The organism is Picosynechococcus sp. PCC 7002, assembly GCF_963860125.1.
Lineage (GTDB): Bacteria > Cyanobacteriota > Cyanobacteriia > Cyanobacteriales > MRBY01 > MRBY01.
This window is the reverse complement of sequence record NZ_CAWLFA010000001.1, coordinates 1,408,274-1,423,659: the sequence shown is the minus strand read 5'-3', so window position 1 is coordinate 1,423,659 and position 15,386 is coordinate 1,408,274. Positions and strand designations below refer to the sequence as shown.

The 15,386-nt window shown below is 49.3% G+C and carries 12 protein-coding genes; 6 read left to right on the top strand and 6 right to left on the bottom strand.

All coding sequences use genetic code 11. The features are described 5' to 3' along the window. Window positions 1-73: 73 nt before the first annotated feature. A complete protein-coding gene (gene guaA, locus AACQ84_RS06945) occupies window positions 74-1,696 on the bottom strand; it encodes a glutamine-hydrolyzing GMP synthase (protein WP_012306981.1) in 1,623 nt (540 codons plus the stop codon). 279 nt (window positions 1,697-1,975) lie between these two features. On the opposite strand from guaA, the gene moaA reads away from it, so the two are divergent. Beyond that, window positions 1,976-2,965 carry a GTP 3',8-cyclase MoaA gene (gene moaA, locus AACQ84_RS06940; RefSeq protein ID WP_012306980.1) on the top strand — a complete coding sequence of 330 codons (990 nt, stop codon included), beginning with the start codon at window positions 1,976-1,978 and terminating at the stop codon, window positions 2,963-2,965. Between the two features lie 148 nt (window positions 2,966-3,113). After that, window positions 3,114-3,560, top strand: coding sequence for a hypothetical protein (locus tag AACQ84_RS06935; RefSeq protein WP_143589352.1), 447 nt, complete (start codon window positions 3,114-3,116; stop codon window positions 3,558-3,560). A 34-nt stretch (window positions 3,561-3,594) separates the two neighbouring features. Here AACQ84_RS06935 and AACQ84_RS06930 read toward each other — a convergent pair whose 3' ends face one another. Both AACQ84_RS06930 and AACQ84_RS06925 read right to left on the bottom strand, forming a co-directional pair. Then, the gene (locus AACQ84_RS06930; RefSeq protein WP_012306978.1) at window positions 3,595-4,203 is read right to left on the bottom strand and encodes a rhomboid family intramembrane serine protease; all 609 of its coding nucleotides are present in this window, start codon (window positions 4,201-4,203) and stop codon (window positions 3,595-3,597) included. Between the two features lie 73 nt (window positions 4,204-4,276). Further along, on the bottom strand, window positions 4,277-4,783 hold the full coding sequence (locus AACQ84_RS06925; RefSeq protein ID WP_012306977.1) for a hypothetical protein: 507 nt from the start codon (window positions 4,781-4,783) through the stop codon (window positions 4,277-4,279). A 272-nt stretch (window positions 4,784-5,055) separates the two neighbouring features. Between AACQ84_RS06925 and AACQ84_RS06920 the strand changes: the two genes are divergently transcribed. Both AACQ84_RS06920 and AACQ84_RS06915 read left to right on the top strand, forming a co-directional pair. Further along, on the top strand, window positions 5,056-5,574 hold the full coding sequence (locus AACQ84_RS06920) for a LabA-like NYN domain-containing protein (protein ID WP_012306976.1): 519 nt from the start codon (window positions 5,056-5,058) through the stop codon (window positions 5,572-5,574). A 394-nt stretch (window positions 5,575-5,968) separates the two neighbouring features. Further along, window positions 5,969-7,570 carry a 2-isopropylmalate synthase gene (locus tag AACQ84_RS06915; RefSeq protein WP_012306975.1) on the top strand — a complete coding sequence of 534 codons (1,602 nt, stop codon included), beginning with the start codon at window positions 5,969-5,971 and terminating at the stop codon, window positions 7,568-7,570. 201 nt (window positions 7,571-7,771) lie between these two features. Here AACQ84_RS06915 and AACQ84_RS06910 read toward each other — a convergent pair whose 3' ends face one another. Then, window positions 7,772-10,114 carry a sensor domain-containing diguanylate cyclase gene (locus tag AACQ84_RS06910; protein ID WP_012306974.1) on the bottom strand — a complete coding sequence of 781 codons (2,343 nt, stop codon included), beginning with the start codon at window positions 10,112-10,114 and terminating at the stop codon, window positions 7,772-7,774. 583 nt (window positions 10,115-10,697) lie between these two features. On the opposite strand from AACQ84_RS06910, the gene AACQ84_RS06905 reads away from it, so the two are divergent. Further along, window positions 10,698-11,816 carry a sensor histidine kinase gene (locus AACQ84_RS06905; protein WP_012306973.1) on the top strand — a complete coding sequence of 373 codons (1,119 nt, stop codon included), beginning with the start codon at window positions 10,698-10,700 and terminating at the stop codon, window positions 11,814-11,816. 49 nt (window positions 11,817-11,865) lie between these two features. Continuing rightward, the gene (leuC, locus tag AACQ84_RS06900) at window positions 11,866-13,269 is read left to right on the top strand and encodes a 3-isopropylmalate dehydratase large subunit (RefSeq protein ID WP_012306972.1); all 1,404 of its coding nucleotides are present in this window, start codon (window positions 11,866-11,868) and stop codon (window positions 13,267-13,269) included. Between the two features lie 245 nt (window positions 13,270-13,514). Here the strand turns inward: leuC and fba are convergent, their stop codons facing one another. Continuing rightward, the gene (fba, locus tag AACQ84_RS06895) at window positions 13,515-14,588 is read right to left on the bottom strand and encodes a class II fructose-bisphosphate aldolase (protein WP_012306971.1); all 1,074 of its coding nucleotides are present in this window, start codon (window positions 14,586-14,588) and stop codon (window positions 13,515-13,517) included. 292 nt (window positions 14,589-14,880) lie between these two features. Continuing rightward, a complete protein-coding gene (smpB, locus tag AACQ84_RS06890) occupies window positions 14,881-15,348 on the bottom strand; it encodes an SsrA-binding protein SmpB (RefSeq protein WP_012306970.1) in 468 nt (155 codons plus the stop codon). Between the last annotated feature and the right edge of the window lie 38 nt (window positions 15,349-15,386).

The following is a 15,386-nucleotide window of genomic DNA, read 5'->3' as shown; positions in this document are numbered from 1 at the left end:
CTGCGGGACTCTTAATCTCCCCTTGAGGGGAGCTAGATGGGTGTTCCTGAAGGGGGGAGCTAAGGAGGTGTAGTTACTCCCACTCGATGGTGCCAGGAGGCTTAGAAGTGATGTCATAGACCACGCGGTTAACCCCTTTCACCTCATTCACCATGCGATTAGAAATGGTTTCCAAAAGCTCATAGGGGGGACGAGCCCAATCCGCTGTCATCCCATCTTCACTGGTAATCATCCGCAGTACGACGGGGTGAGCATAGGTGCGCTTATCGCCCATCACACCCACACTACGAATCGGTAGTAAGACCGCAAAGGCTTGCCAAAAATCACTGTAAACCCCTTGCTTTTTGATTTCATCCCGCACAACCCAGTCTGCATCCCGGAGAATATTTAACCGTTCTGCGGTGACTTCGCCAATGATCCGAATCGCGAGGCCAGGGCCAGGGAAGGGGTGACGGCGAATAATCTCTTCGGGCAAACCAATGCTGGCTGCTACCTTACGCACTTCATCTTTGAAGAGTTTGCGGAGGGGTTCAACCAATTTAAAACGCAGGTCTTCTGGTAAACCGCCGACGTTGTGGTGACTCTTGATTTTGACCGCGACCCGTTCTCCCGTTTTGGGGTCAACGTTGGTATCCGCCGATTCGATTACATCGGGATATAGAGTCCCCTGGGCGAGGTAATCAAAGGGGCCAAGGCGTTTTGATTCTTCCTCGAAGACGGCGATAAATTCGTGGCCAATGAGGCGGCGCTTTTCTTCGGGATCGGTAACCCCTTTGAGCTTGTCGATAAAGCGATCGCGGGCGTTGATATAGGCGACGGGAATGTGAAATTGCTCATCAAAGATTTCCACAAGGCGTTCCGGTTCCCCTTTCCGCATAAAGCCTTGGTCGATGAACATACAGGTCAGTTGATCGCCGATCGCTTGGTGGAGCAAAAAGGCCAAGGTAGAAGAATCGACGCCTCCAGAAAGGGCGAGGAGTACCCGTTGATCACCGACCCGGGCTCGGATCTCACGAATTGCTTCTTCAACGAAGGCTTCTGTGGTCCAGGTGGGTTCACATTTACAAATGTGATAAACAAAGTTGCGGATCAGGGCCATACCGTCCTGGGAATGAACCACTTCTGGGTGGAACTGCACCCCGTAAAGTTGGCGGCCATGGTGGGCGATCGCCGCACAAGGAGTATTGTCCGTATGGGCTAAAATTTCAAACCCTTCGGGCAGGTGCACACAGGAGTCCCCGTGGCTCATCCACATGGTGGAGCCTTCCTCCACATTGGTCAGCAGATCGGTGGGATCATCGATAAAGATTGATGCTTTGCCATACTCTGCGTGCTTGGCGCGCTCGACGGTACCGCCGAGTTGTTTCACCATTAGCTGCATCCCGTAGCAGACCCCAAGGACAGGAATCCCAAGATTCCAAATTTCAGGGTCACAGGCCGGGGCATAGTCGTCATAGACAGAACTGGGGCCACCGGAGAGGATGATGCCGCTGGGATTAAGTTGCCGCAATTGTTCGGCGCTGGTGCGATAGGAAATGACCTCAGAGTAAACTTCCGTTTCGCGAATTCTTCTGGCAATTAGTTCAGAGTATTGGGAGCCAAAATCTAAGATAACGATGATTTGGCGTTGAAGACTATTGCCTGTATTGGTGGCGTCAATCGGTTTTTGGAGTGGAGTCGTAGTCACGTTCAGCAAAAAATCCCTAGTGGAAGTTAACAGATAAAATAAGCCAGGGAAAAATCCAAGGCCTCGTATTTCCCAGCACCAGCGATCGCCGGGTTGCTGTGGAGATTGGGGAAAATTGTGAATGCTGAAGAGAGATTAAAAACGGTATTTTATAGAGCAAATAAATATTCCGAACAAAATAACACAGATCGATATTTTTTTAAAGTCTGATCTGAACCAGACAGAGGATCGTCATCTTCTGTATCCTCAAAGGGAGCTTGTCCTTTATTTGTCGTGGTAGCAGTAAGCATGAATCCGGTAGATTATCTCCGCATTAGCTTGATTGATCGATGTAATTTTCGTTGCCATTACTGCGTCCCAGATGAAGCGAGCCTCCAATATTTGCTGACCTCAGAGCAGTTGAGCAATGGGGAAATTCTCACGCTCCTCGAACAGGTGTTTATTCCCTTGGGATTTCGTAAATTTCGCCTCACGGGGGGAGAGCCTCTCCTACGTCCCCAGTTAGTCCCCCTCGTCCGGGCGATCGCCCACTTGCCGGGGGTAGAGGATTTATCGATGACCACAAATGCTTATTTACTAGCGGATCTGGCTCAGGATCTCTACAATGCGGGTCTGAATCGTCTCAATATCAGCCTAGACTCTTTGAATCCTGAGACCTTTGATCAAATTATTGGCAATCGGGGCAAGAGTCGCTGGCAGCAAACTTGGGAGGGCATCCAAGCGGCCCATCGGGTTGGTTTTGACCCCCTCAAGCTCAATGTCGTGGTGATCCCTGGGGTAAATGATCAAGAGGTATTAGATTTAGCCGCGTTGACAGGCGATCGCCATTGGCACGTGCGCTTTATTGAGTTTATGCCCATCGGCAACGACAAATTATTTAATGAACGGGCCTGGATTCCTTCGGAAGAATTACGCCAACGGATCCGGGCAAAATGGGGCTTAGAAACGGCATTCGTTCAGGGCAATGGCCCCGCAGATATTTTTAAGATTCCCGGGGCAAAGGGGACGCTTGGGTTTATTTCCCAGATGTCTGAATGTTTTTGCGATCGCTGTAACCGGATGCGCCTCTCAGCGGATGGTTGGCTGCGGCCTTGCCTATTGAATGAAGCAGCACAAATGGATCTCAAAACATTACTCCGGACTGGGGTTCCCCCTAGGGAAATTCGGGCGGCAGTCAAAGCACTCCTCGACCAAAAACCAGAGATTAATTTCAAAATGCGCGATATGGGAACCACCACGGGTCAATATGGCCGCACCATGTCGCAAATTGGCGGCTAAAGGGCAGTATTGTCTCGGATTCATTACATTTCGCGGCACAAAACGTCAATAAACGTGAATTAGGTTCCCCAAAGGGAGCTTTTTTTTTCTAGAATATTTGTAGCGAATGTTACCGAATAAATTTCGATTTGTGCATCAGTCCAAACCTATGATCAAAGAACGCCTTACTACCTGCGAAACTCTCCTCTACCGTTGGCTCCATTTCCACCAAAACCAAACGAAGCCAGAGGAGCTGAATTTACAGTATTTTCAAGTCTGGACCGCAGAATTTCTTGCGGAAAAGGCCAGTGGCGAGGATATTGATCAAGCTCTGCTGCGGTTGATGCAATTGCGCCTGATTTATCTCAACGATGGCGGAACATTGGCGATCGCCCCAGAAGAGCAACCGGGCGTACAAATGGCTCCCCTCCCCCGGAAATTTTGGCAAGCGTGGTCTTGGGAGCACCATTTGGCGGCGGGCAGTTTGGCGATCGCCTCGGTGGTTTTGATGGCCGTCTCTGCCTTTGCCCTGTGGCAAAACACCGATGCGCCCTTGGACATGACAGAATCAGCAACCGTTACGGAACAGGTGCTTGGAGAAAATGACCCAGAATAACGGCACTAGGGCAAGCACAAACTGGTGCAATCCATTAGCGGCGAAGGGAACGGGGGTTGAGATATTTTGCGGCGATCGCCCCGCCGATAAGTCCGAATAAATGCCCCTCCCAAGACACCCCTGGGGTCGTCGGTAGAACACTCCAAAGCACCCCACCATAGAGAAAAAATACCAAGAGCGAAACGGCAATGGATGGGATATCTCGCCGAAAGTAGCCCCGAAACAACAGAAATCCCAAATACCCAAAAATTAAAATACTGGCCCCAATATGCACAGAATTTTGGGCACCAATGAGCCATACTCCCAGGCCACCGACAAGCATTGTTATTAAAGTAACCGTAAAAAAGTCACGGATGCGGTCTAGCATCACGAGCCAGCCCAACAGCGCAAAGGGGATTGAGTTGGTGACGAGGTGCTGAAAACCACCATGGAGAAAGGGTGCAAAGAAGATTCCCCTGAGTCCCAGCAGTTGTCGGGGCAGAATGCCGAATACATCTAGGCCACCCCGCCAAAGATTTTGAAAAACAAACTGATCACTAATTTCTAGGCCCCAAAAACTCGCAAGAAACAAACCCAAAATCATGATTTGCTGCTTTAATTCCTGGGCAACAGCCTGGGCTTCGGGATCGCGCTGGTGGGTCATGGATTCGGCGAAAAGTTAGTTGTAATATTCCTTCCCACGTTAACAAGTTTCGCGATCAATGGGACGACTGCATTCACGAAAAGCGAAACAAGTGCAACCACTGCATGATCTGTGCCCCAGAAAGCTGCAACCGACTCTGTAAATCTGCAAAATCACGATACTGGCCCCGTTGCCGCTCTGTAATGATCCGTTGGGCCAGGGGAACTTCGACGCCAAAATCGACTAGCGCCCCAAGGTCAGCGCGGTTTAGGTTAATTTGTACTGGGGCTAGCTCTGGGGCATAGTAAGCAAAACTGAGGATCGCGGCCAAGGGCTGGAGACGTTGACGGGGAACCCCTAGGGCCGCTGCCACATCGTCGAGGCTATAGAATTGCACCCCCTGGCTGGTGAGCTGCACGAGCGATCGCCCCTGGTGAATGGAAATACCCGGCAGACGGAGCCAATCATCGACAGTGGCTTGGTTAACATCGATCTTGATGCCTATGGCCGCAGCGAGGGCGACTTCTTCGAAGGAACGGAGGCGGTAGTAGGGATCCTGGCGCAGGCGTTGCTGTAATTGCTTTTTCCGGAGAAAATTCATAGTCTTTTGCGGGCCTCAATCTTGTTTACTCTACAGGCGATCGCCTCTATTTTTTAGCATTGCCGAAAAGATCCCTTAGCCTTTACAATAGGCCGATAGACTTATTTTTATGCTTTATTCCGTAGGAATGCCTGGCCTAGTCCATCTGCTAACCTACACTATATTTCTCTTTTATTTTTATTGCGAGGGAACAACTTCTTCCCTTTATTTAAACCCAAACTAAAACCCTATATTTAAAAAAATCACCCTATTATTTTAGGGCCAATTTTGCTATGAACTTTTATCAGCGTCGCCTGTCTATTTTTGTAGATGGGAATAATATGTTTTATGCACAACAGAAAAATAATTGGTTTTTTGACCCCCGTCGTGTTTTAGATTATTTTACTTGCGATCCCACCGTGCGCCTGATTAATGCCTTTTGGTACACAGGCCTAAAGGATTCCCAAGATCAGCGGGGTTTCCGCGATGCCTTGATTAGTCTGGGTTATACAGTACGCACAAAAATCCTCAAAGAATACTATGACGATGTCTCCGGTCGCTACTCCCAGAAAGCAAATTTAGACATTGAAATTGTGGTCGATATGTTTAATACAGTCGATCAATATGATCAAGTTATTTTGTTTAGTGGCGATGGTGATTTTGAACGGGCCATTGAACTTTTACGCTCAAAAAATACCCACATTACCGTTGTTTCGACAGAAGGAATGATCGCCCGGGAACTGAGAAATGCCACGGATTGTTACATTGATCTAAATAATCTGCGGGCCGAAATTGAAAAAACAGAACCTTAAGCAATCACAGTAGCCATAAATGCTTTAAAAATGCCTTGAATGACGCCACTATTTTTGACTGAATTAAGGCCAAAGATTTAGTGTTGTGTTCCAATAACATAGGTACCCTCAATCGCACATGCTCTGGATGACTGGCAACTATAACTCTCGCCTGATATTCCGACTTTTTTGAGCTACCTACAGGAGCAGTAAGCCATTACCTCTGACCATGGGTCATGTTTGGATAAACGCCACCCATCCTTTTTTACGGCAGGAATATCTAATTCCTAAGGAATTGGTTTATCCTAGGGAGATAGCTATGGACTCTTTTAAAGTGGAGCATAGCCAGTACTTTTATTCCAATCAACATAGAGTTTTTATTTAGACTATTTTCACGCTAAGGGAGCGGGAAATGATGAACAACCAAGACGATCGCATTATTATTTTCGACACAACATTACGGGATGGTGAACAATCTCCGGGGGCAACCCTAAATGGAGACGAAAAGCTGGCGATCGCCCGTGCCCTGGCGCGACTTGGTGTAGATGTCATTGAAGCGGGTTTCCCCAGGGCGAGTCGGGGTGATTTTGATGCTGTGCAACGTATCGCCGCCGAAGTCGGCACAGAAAATGGGCCAACGATCTGTGGTCTAGCCCGGGCCACCAAGGGCGACATTGAAGCGGCAGGCAATGCCCTGAAGCCAGCTTTTAGCAATCGAATCCACACCTTTATCGCCACCTCCGATATTCACCTCGAGTACAAACTCCGCAAAAGCCGCAAGGATGTGTTGGCGATCGCCCCGGAAATGGTTGCCTACGCCAAAACCTTTACCAACGATGTGGAATTTTCCCCCGAAGACGCAGGCCGCTCGGATCCTGAATTCCTTTATCAAATCCTCGAAGCCGTCATTGATGCCGGGGCAACCACCGTTAATATTCCTGACACCGTCGGCTACACAACCCCCGCCGAATTTGGCGCTCTGATCAAAGGCATCAAAGAAAACGTCCCCAATATTGACCGCGCAATTATCTCTGTCCATGGCCACAACGATTTGGGCCTAGCGGTGGCCAATTTCCTCGAAGCCGTAAAAAATGGCGCTCGGCAGTTGGAATGCACTATTAATGGCATCGGCGAACGGGCCGGGAATGCCGCCCTCGAAGAATTGGTGATGGCTCTCCATGTGCGCCGCCAGTATTACAATCCTTTCCTTGGTCGGCCTGCTGACTCAGAAGCACCTTTGACCAGCATCAATACCAAAGAGATCTACAAAACATCTCGCTTGGTATCTAACTTGACGGGGCTTTCTGTCCAGGCCAATAAAGCGATTGTGGGTTTGAATGCCTTTGCCCACGAGTCAGGCATTCACCAGGATGGCGTCCTGAAAAATAAGCTCACCTACGAGATCATGGATGCCCAGTCCATTGGCTTAACTGATAATCAAATTATCTTGGGTAAACATTCTGGTCGGAATGCTTTCCGTACCCGCTTGGCAGAATTAGGGTTCGATCTGTCTGACAACGATCTCAACAAAGCTTTTCTGCGCTTTAAAGATCTGGCCGATAAGAAAAAAGAAATTACCGACTGGGATCTTGAGGCGATCGTTAAGGATGAAACCCAGCAACCGCCGGAATTATTCCGTCTGGAGCTGGTGCAGGTTTCCTGTGGTGATCATGCTCAACCCACAGCCACCATTACGATCCGTACTCCCGGAGGAAAAGAATTAACCGATGCAGCCATTGGTACTGGGCCTGTAGATGCCATTTATAAGGCGATTAACCGGGTCGTTCAGGTGCCCAATGAATTAATTGAATATTCCGTGCAGTCGGTAACGGCGGGCATTGATGCCATTGGTGAAGTCACGATTCGTTTGCGGCACGAGGGACGGATTTATTCTGGCCATGCTGCAAATACAGATATTGTGGTAGCGTCGGCCCGGGCGTACATCAGCGCCTTGAATCGTTTATATGCCGCTCTTCAGGAAGATGTGTCGGCTAATCCAGCGAAGGCTTCTCTGTAGTTGCTGCGACAGTTAACCCGCGCGCTTTTTCCCAGCTTTTTTTCAAGGGGACTTTTTCTCTAATTAATTGGGGAAAAGTCTCTTTTTTTATGTGTGGGATTTAAACTGCGCCTCAGAGCTTATTGACACAGCCCCCCTGCCCCCAGTTGGGGGGAGATTTTTTTAGTTGTGATCTCTCAGGCTAGCTGAAGTGGGCTAAATTTAAGGTAATTCAAAGACTTCTGAACGCGCGCGTCCCTTGGCTTTGGCATGGTACATCGCTAGGTCTGCGTCGCGTAAAATGCCCGTCGCCGTCAGATAGCGATCAAGTTTAGGTAAGACACCAATGCTCACCTTTACAAATAGGGACTGGCCTGCGAGTTCAAAGGGGGTTTGTAGGGCTTTATGGATCCGTTGACTAACCTCAAAGGCGGTCTGGGGCTCGGTTATTTCTGTGAGGAGTACGACAAATTCGTCTCCCCCCAAACGGGCCAGGGTATCCACATCCCGGAGACAGTGACAAATGCGTTTGGCAAAGTCTTGTAGGAGCTGGTCGCCAACGAGGTGGCCGAGGCGGTCATTAATCGCTTTGAAATAATCTAAGTCAAGAAATAAGAGGGCGTTGTGGTGCTGGGGATAGCGTTGTTGTTGTTTAATGACTTGCTCGAGGCGCTCTTCTAGGAGGGAGCGATTGGGGAGGCCGGTGAGGTGATCGTAGAAGGCCTCTTGGACGAGGCGCTGTTCTATTTGTTTGCGATCGCCAATGTCTACCATTTGCCGAATTACATGGAGGGGTTTGCCTTCGGCATCGCGCACGAGGGCGACTTGTTCTAGGATGTGAATTTTTTGGCCATCTTGGGCGATGTAGCGTTTTTCCCGCTGAAATTCCTGGCGATCGCCTTGCTGCAGGAGCTCATTGAGGCGTTCATCTTCGGCTTGATCATCGGGATGGGTTAACTCTAGATAGGTTTTTTCTAAGAGGGTCTCTTGATCGTAGCCAGTGATCCGACACCAGGCTTGGTTGACCCGTTCATAGTGGCCCCCTAAGGTCGTGATTGCCATGCCAATGGGGGCGAGTTGGAAGGTTTGGTGAAATTGCGCTTCGGTTTTTTGGAGGTTAGCAGCGGCGGCCTTTTCGTGGCTAATATCCGTTTGGATCCCAATAAAGTGGGTCAGATAACCGGCAGGATCTCGTACCGGAAAAATGTGGAGGGCATTCCAAAAGGGTTCACCATTTTTGCGGTAGTTGCGGAGGGTGACGTTACATTCTTGGCCCTTGAGGATCGCAGCCCGCAATTCTGTGAGGGGAGGCTGTCGGCGATCGCGGCCCTGAAGAAAATTGCAGTTACGACCAAGGATTTCATCTGCGGTGTAGCCAGTAATTTTTTCAAAACCTTGGTTGACATAAATAATTGGATTATTCTCTTCCCGGGCATCGGTGATTACCACTCCCTGGCGGATCACATTGATCGAGCGGTGTAAAAGGTTCATGTCCGCTGCCTGGCGATCGCGTTCGATACTACTAGACAGAACATGGGCGATCGCCTGGAGAAAATAAGTCTCATCCCCACTGAAATGACGTTCTTCGGTACTATAAACCGCCAGTACTCCCCAGGGGTTATCCACTGGGCCAATGGGCATACTAATTCCACTGACTACTTGATAATTGTGCAGTAGCGTTTCGCCCCGAAAGCGACTTTCAACGCGCAAATCCTCGATGCTGATCGCCTGTTGTTGGGTCAGGGTGTAGCCAACGTGGCTATCTGGAGTCGTGCTCACTGTGACCGCACCGATGAGATCGACAGGCCAACCATAACCTGCTTCTAGGGTGCAAATAGAGGTCTTTTTTTGTTTCAGATAGAGGCAGCTATAGGGAACGTCCAGGGTGCGGGCCACAAAAATCACCGCTTGACGAAATAATTTCGCTAGATCTGATGTGTTGAGGCTGATGCTCCCTAATTTGGCGATCGCCGACTGTTGGCGCACCTGTTGGCGGAGTTGTTGTTCCGTGAGGAGTTGCTCGCTCTCGTCGAGAATACACATCAAGATTTGATCCGGAGCAATAAACACATACTCCACCCGGAGGTACAAATTTAAGCGAATAAATTGCAATCGCTGACTGTTCGAGACCTCCCGTTTGAGGCAATTTTCTAAGTGGTGGTAGAGGGTGGGTAACGCAGCAAAAATTTTCTGGGGTCGTTGACCAAGATTTAAAGAAGGCTGCTGGAGTGCTTGGCTGTTAAACCGTGCCGCCGCCGGATTAAAGTCCGATAAATAAAGCTCTCCCTCAATGGCTTGCCAACGGTAGCAGGGAAGGGGCAACGAAAAATATTCTTGGTACTGTTGACTGTATTGGTGATCGTATTGCTCCTTGAGCTGATGGTATTGCTGGAGCGCCTCTCGATATTGGTTGGCGAGATGATCTTTTTCACGTTCTAAAGTTTCGATCTGGGCCGCTTGATTTTCTAACAGGGCGATCGCCTGACCATAGGCCTCAATTAACCACGCAAAACTGCCGATTCCTCTCGGTGGTTGCCCCCCTTGATCTGACGATTCATTAACCATAAAGTCTCTATTCCTAATCCAACGTTCCTTCTGTTTTTGTTACACAATCTGCTCTGATGTTGTTTATGGGGGGCACGTGCGAGAAGAGCTAAAAATGAAGCAACAAAAAGAGGACTTCTCCGTACTGGCTGTTAGCAATTGCCTAGGGGAGAAATTTGATCCCATCGCCGTTTTCTAGAGGTAGACCCTTAACCTGAGATAGAAGCAGCCTTTCTATCCTACCAAATTTCCTTTGTTTTCTCGGAAGAATCAAGGATTGATCGGCCTAAGATTACGGCTTTTCTAGGGGATTCTTTTTTGAGGGGATAATGCAGACTGAAATAATTTAAACCACTGAGGAGCGCCAATATCAACTAGATAAAATCATTTCTAAATAATTGGTGGGCTTGAGCCAAAAGGGGCGATCGCCCTATCAAAGAAATTGAGTATTTAAACTTATTAATTACCCCATTTCCCTGCAATGACCTGGGTATAATGAAGCTAAAGAAGCAACGCCGTAACCGCCATTGGGTTCAACGTTTAAAATAGGGGATTCCGCTGTTCAACCAGCAGTTGAGTCGAAATTAACCTGGGGTGATGTGCCATGTTTTCGCTGAGCAACCGTGATCGCGTTCTGGTCGTGGATGATTCGCCGGATAATTTATTGTTGATCCAGAGCATTTTAGAAGATGAAGATTTAGACCTGGTGACGGTTAATAACGGCCAAAAAGCCCTGGAGCTTGTGGCACAGCAGCCTTTTCACCTGATCTTGCTCGATGTGATGATGCCCCACATGGATGGCTTCGAGATTACACGGCACATTCGTAACGACCCCGACATCCCTTACATTCCCATCCTGTTGATCACCGCCCATGCTCAACCAAGTGTTGCCCTAGGTTTGGATATTGGTGCCGATGATTTTATCCGTAAACCCGTGGAGATTGATGAACTGATTGCCCGGGTGCGATCGCTGCTGCGGTTTAAACATACCGTTGATGAGAAAAATATGATTGTCCGGCAACGGGAAGACTTCGCCTCCCGGTTAACCCACGATATGCGCACCCCCTTAATTGCGGCGGATCGGATGCTCAATCTCCTTTTGCAGGGGGCTTTGGGGGAACTGTCGGAAGCAATGCAAGAGGTTTTACGCACCATGTCCCGCAGTAATGCCAATCTGTTGGAGATGGTGAACAATATTTTGGAGGTTTATCGCTACGAATCCGAGCGGAAAACGTTCTATTTTAGTCGGGTGGATCTCAAGACTGTGATTACCAATGTGCTTGAGGAATTACGTCCCCTCGCCCAGGAAAAACAACTGCAACTCCAGGGGGAACTCCCCGAAGTCTCCGTGTGGCTCGAAGGCGATCGCCTGGCCATGCATCGCGTTTTAGTGAACCTGGTGAGCAACGCCATTAAATTTACCGATCAAGGCCACATCACTGTTAAATTGACCCCAGTCGATCAAGAGCAAGTGCAAATTCAAGTAATCGATACGGGGAGCGGCATTAGCCCGGAAGATCAATTAGAAATCTTTGAGCGATTCCGCCAAGGCAAGCATTACAACGGGGGCAGCGGCCTGGGGCTACACCTTTCAAAACTGATCCTCGAAGCCCACCAAGGTCAGATTAGTCTCACCTCCCGTCTCCAGGAAGGTAGTACCTTTACAATCACCTTGCCCCTCTCCCAAACCCCTGCCCAAAGCGAGGAAAAAAAAGTTGTATGATTGAAGCTCTGCACAGAATATTATTGGCGTACTTGAGCAATTCAGTTCTATGAGCAAAGGCACTCTTTTTGATAAGGTTTGGGACTTACACACCGTTAAAGTTTTACCCTCTGGCCAAACGCAACTATTTATCGGACTGCACCTGATCCATGAAGTGACCAGTCCCCAGGCCTTTGCCATGCTCAGAGACCGCAATCTCCAGGTCATGTATCCAGAACGCACGGTCGCTACGGTGGATCACATTGTCCCGACGGAAAATCAAGCGCGACCCTTTGCGGATCCCCTCGCCGAAGCGATGATGCAGGAACTGGAAAAAAATACGGCTACCAACAAAATTCGTTTTTATAATGTCGGCTCCGGGGGCCAGGGGATTGTCCATGTGATTGCCCCAGAACAGGGATTAACTCAACCGGGCATGACCGTTGCTTGCGGCGATTCTCACACTTCTACCCACGGCGCTTTTGGGGCGATCGCCTTTGGGATTGGGACTTCCCAAGTGCGGGATGTGCTCGCCTCCCAAACCCTAGCTCTGGCGAAGTTAAAAGTCCGTAAAATCGAAGTAAATGGTGATCTCCAGCCCGGAGTTTATGCCAAAGATGTAATCCTACACATTATCCGCAAACTGGGCGTTAAAGGGGGCGTCGGCTACGCCTATGAATATGCCGGGACAACCTTTGAAAAAATGTCCATGGAAGAGCGGATGACGGTTTGTAATATGTCCATCGAAGGGGGCGCCCGCTGCGGCTATGTCAACCCCGATTCAGTAACCTATGACTATTTGAAAGACCGTCCTTTTGCACCCAAGGGAGAAGCATGGGAAAAGGCGATCGCCTGGTGGGATAGTCTCCGCAGTGAAGCCGACGCCGAATATGACGATGTGGTCACCTTTGACGCAGCAGACATTGCCCCCACCGTCACCTGGGGGATCACACCGGGTCAGGGCATTGGCGTTGATGAATCAGTGCCGACCCCAGAAATGATGGCCGAAGATGAACAGGCGATCGCCGCTGAAGCTTACAAATATATGCAGCTTCAACCAGGCCAAGCGATCCAAGGCACTAAAATTGATGTCTGTTTTATCGGTAGTTGCACCAATGGTCGCTTGAGCGATCTCCAAGAAGCCGCTAAATATGCCAAAGGCCATCACGTTGCTCCGGGAGTAAAAGCCTTTGTGGTGCCCGGTTCTGAGCAAGTGAAACAACAGGCTGAGGCCGAGGGACTCGATCGGATTTTTACCGAAGCAGGCTTTGAATGGCGGGAACCCGGCTGCTCCATGTGTCTCGCCATGAACCCCGATAAGCTCGAAGGCAACCAGATCAGCGCCTCTTCTTCGAATCGCAATTTTAAAGGAAGGCAGGGTTCTGCGACGGGGCGCACCCTACTCATGAGTCCGGCGATGGTCGTTGCTGCCGCTGTGACGGGTCAAGTCACCGATGTGCGCACCCTCAACTAAATTATTTCTTCCCCCAAGGTTACTCTTTCACCGAAGATAATACCCTCCGCCTTCAGCACCTCTCTCAAGGGCAATCTTTTAACGCTCTTCCACTAGAGGGGGCTAGGGGAGGGTTATCGAGCAACTGCGGAATAATAAGTTCCCTTCCTGAATTAAGCAAAAAAAGTGAGCCCTATCTCCATGGAACAGGACTCAAATTCAAGCTAGCTTAGGGAATAAACCCTAAGACTGGCGGGAGTTACAACTTAGGCGCTAACTGCAGTTTTTGCTGCGAGTTCACCGCTGGCATATTTCTTCGCAAACTCATCTAAGGGGATTTGCTTGATCTTGCTAGCGTTACCAGCACACCAGAATTGCTGATAGCGATCGCTACAAACCTGCTTCATGTACTTGATCGAAGGCTTGAGGAAGTGACGGGGATCGAAGTTCTTCGGATCCTTCATCGCTGCTTCACGAATTGCCGCAGTGATCGCCAGACGGTTGTCGGTGTCGATGTTGACTTTACGCACACCGCTCTTGATACCCTTTTGAATTTCTTCTACGGGTACACCATAGGTTTCAGGAATGGCACCACCGTACTCATTGATCATGTCGAGCCACTCTTGGGGTACAGAGGAAGAACCGTGCATTACCAAGTGGGTGTTGGGGAGTTTCGCGTGGATTTCAGCGATCCGGCTAATGGCGAGGATTTCACCAGTGGGCTTCCGGGTAAATTTGTAAGCACCGTGGCTGGTCCCGATTGCTACAGCAAGGGCATCTACTTGGGTACGCTCAACGAATTCGACAGCTTCGTCGGGATCAGTTAGAAGTTGTTCTTTGCTGAGAGCGCCTTCAAAACCGTGGCCGTCTTCTGCTTCACCCATCCCTGTTTCGAGGGAGCCAAGGCAGCCGAGTTCCCCTTCGACGGAAGCACCAACGGAGTGGGCCACTTTCACAACTTCAGCAGTCACACTGACGTTGTAGTCAAAGCTAGCGGGGGTTTTGGCATCGGCTTCGAGGGAACCGTCCATCATCACAGAGGTGAAACCGTTACGGATCGCAGAATAACAGGTGGCAGGGCTGTTGCCGTGATCCTGGTGCATCGCAACGGGGATGTGGGGGTAGGTTTCCACGGCGGCAAGCACGAGGTGACGGAGGAAGTTTTCCCCGGCATAACTACGGGCACCACGGGACGCTTGGAGAATTACGGGGCTATCGGTCTCATCAGCGGCCTGCATGATGGACAGAATCTGTTCCATGTTGTTGACGTTAAACGCAGGAATGCCATAACTATTTTCTGCAGCGTGATCTAAGAGCAAACGCATTGGGACGAGAGCCATAGATGTCCTCCTATCTTACTTGCTTATTTTATTCGTGATTTTGTCAAGAAAATTAATTCTCTTATCTGACAATCTTAAGATACATTCACCCTTTTGACGAATGCTTTTGTTGAGTTTTGGCGATCGCCTTTATTGTTTGGGATTTCTTATCACTGGGTTTAACCCCACTAATTATGCAAAAGGATGACCGAAAAATATTGGTATTTCCCAGGGCGATCGCCCGACAATTCACTTTCCCATTTGATGCGACATGGAGTTTTCTTTGGGAAAACTTTCCATGGTTCAATTTGGCTTAATAACGTTTCAAGGCCCGCGCCATTTCCCGGCTATCCTGGCGACGTTTAATCGTTTCGCGTTTATCGTGGAGCTTTTTCCCACGGCCAAGCCCCAGACTGACTTTCACTAAGCTGCCCTTGAGATACATTTTTAAAGGAATCAGCGTCAATCCCTTTTGTTCTAGTTGACCGATCAAGCGGCGAATTTCTTTACGGTGCAACAGCAATTTGCGATCGCGCTTGGGTTCATGGTTAAAGTACTGGCCACTGGCAGTATATGGCGAAATATGCACATTGAGCAGCCAAGCCTCGTTGTTGCGAATTAACACATAACCGTCCCCTAGGTTCACCTTGCCCGCCCGCACCGATTTAACCTCCGTTCCCTGGAGCTGAATCCCGGCCTCTAAGGTTTCAAGGATTTCATACTGGAAACGGGCTTTACGATTATCACTAATGATTTTGATCGGTTTTTTGGTGTCTGCCATAGGGTTTTGAACAACTGCGGAACAAGAAATATGTAATC

Coding starts and splice junctions, on each gene's coding strand:
- moaA (WP_012306980.1), top strand. CDS start 1,976: ATGAATCCGGTAGATTATCTCCGCATTAGCTTGATTGATCGATGTAAT.
- AACQ84_RS06935 (WP_143589352.1), top strand. CDS start 3,114: ATGATCAAAGAACGCCTTACTACCTGCGAAACTCTCCTCTACCGTTGG.
- AACQ84_RS06930 (WP_012306978.1), bottom strand. CDS start 4,203: ATGACCCACCAGCGCGATCCCGAAGCCCAGGCTGTTGCCCAGGAATTA.
- AACQ84_RS06925 (WP_012306977.1), bottom strand. CDS start 4,783: ATGAATTTTCTCCGGAAAAAGCAATTACAGCAACGCCTGCGCCAGGAT.
- AACQ84_RS06920 (WP_012306976.1), top strand. CDS start 5,056: ATGAACTTTTATCAGCGTCGCCTGTCTATTTTTGTAGATGGGAATAAT.
- AACQ84_RS06915 (WP_012306975.1), top strand. CDS start 5,969: ATGAACAACCAAGACGATCGCATTATTATTTTCGACACAACATTACGG.
- AACQ84_RS06910 (WP_012306974.1), bottom strand. CDS start 10,114: ATGGTTAATGAATCGTCAGATCAAGGGGGGCAACCACCGAGAGGAATC.
- AACQ84_RS06905 (WP_012306973.1), top strand. CDS start 10,698: ATGTTTTCGCTGAGCAACCGTGATCGCGTTCTGGTCGTGGATGATTCG.
- leuC (WP_012306972.1), top strand. CDS start 11,866: ATGAGCAAAGGCACTCTTTTTGATAAGGTTTGGGACTTACACACCGTT.
- fba (WP_012306971.1), bottom strand. CDS start 14,588: ATGGCTCTCGTCCCAATGCGTTTGCTCTTAGATCACGCTGCAGAAAAT.
- smpB (WP_012306970.1), bottom strand. CDS start 15,348: ATGGCAGACACCAAAAAACCGATCAAAATCATTAGTGATAATCGTAAA.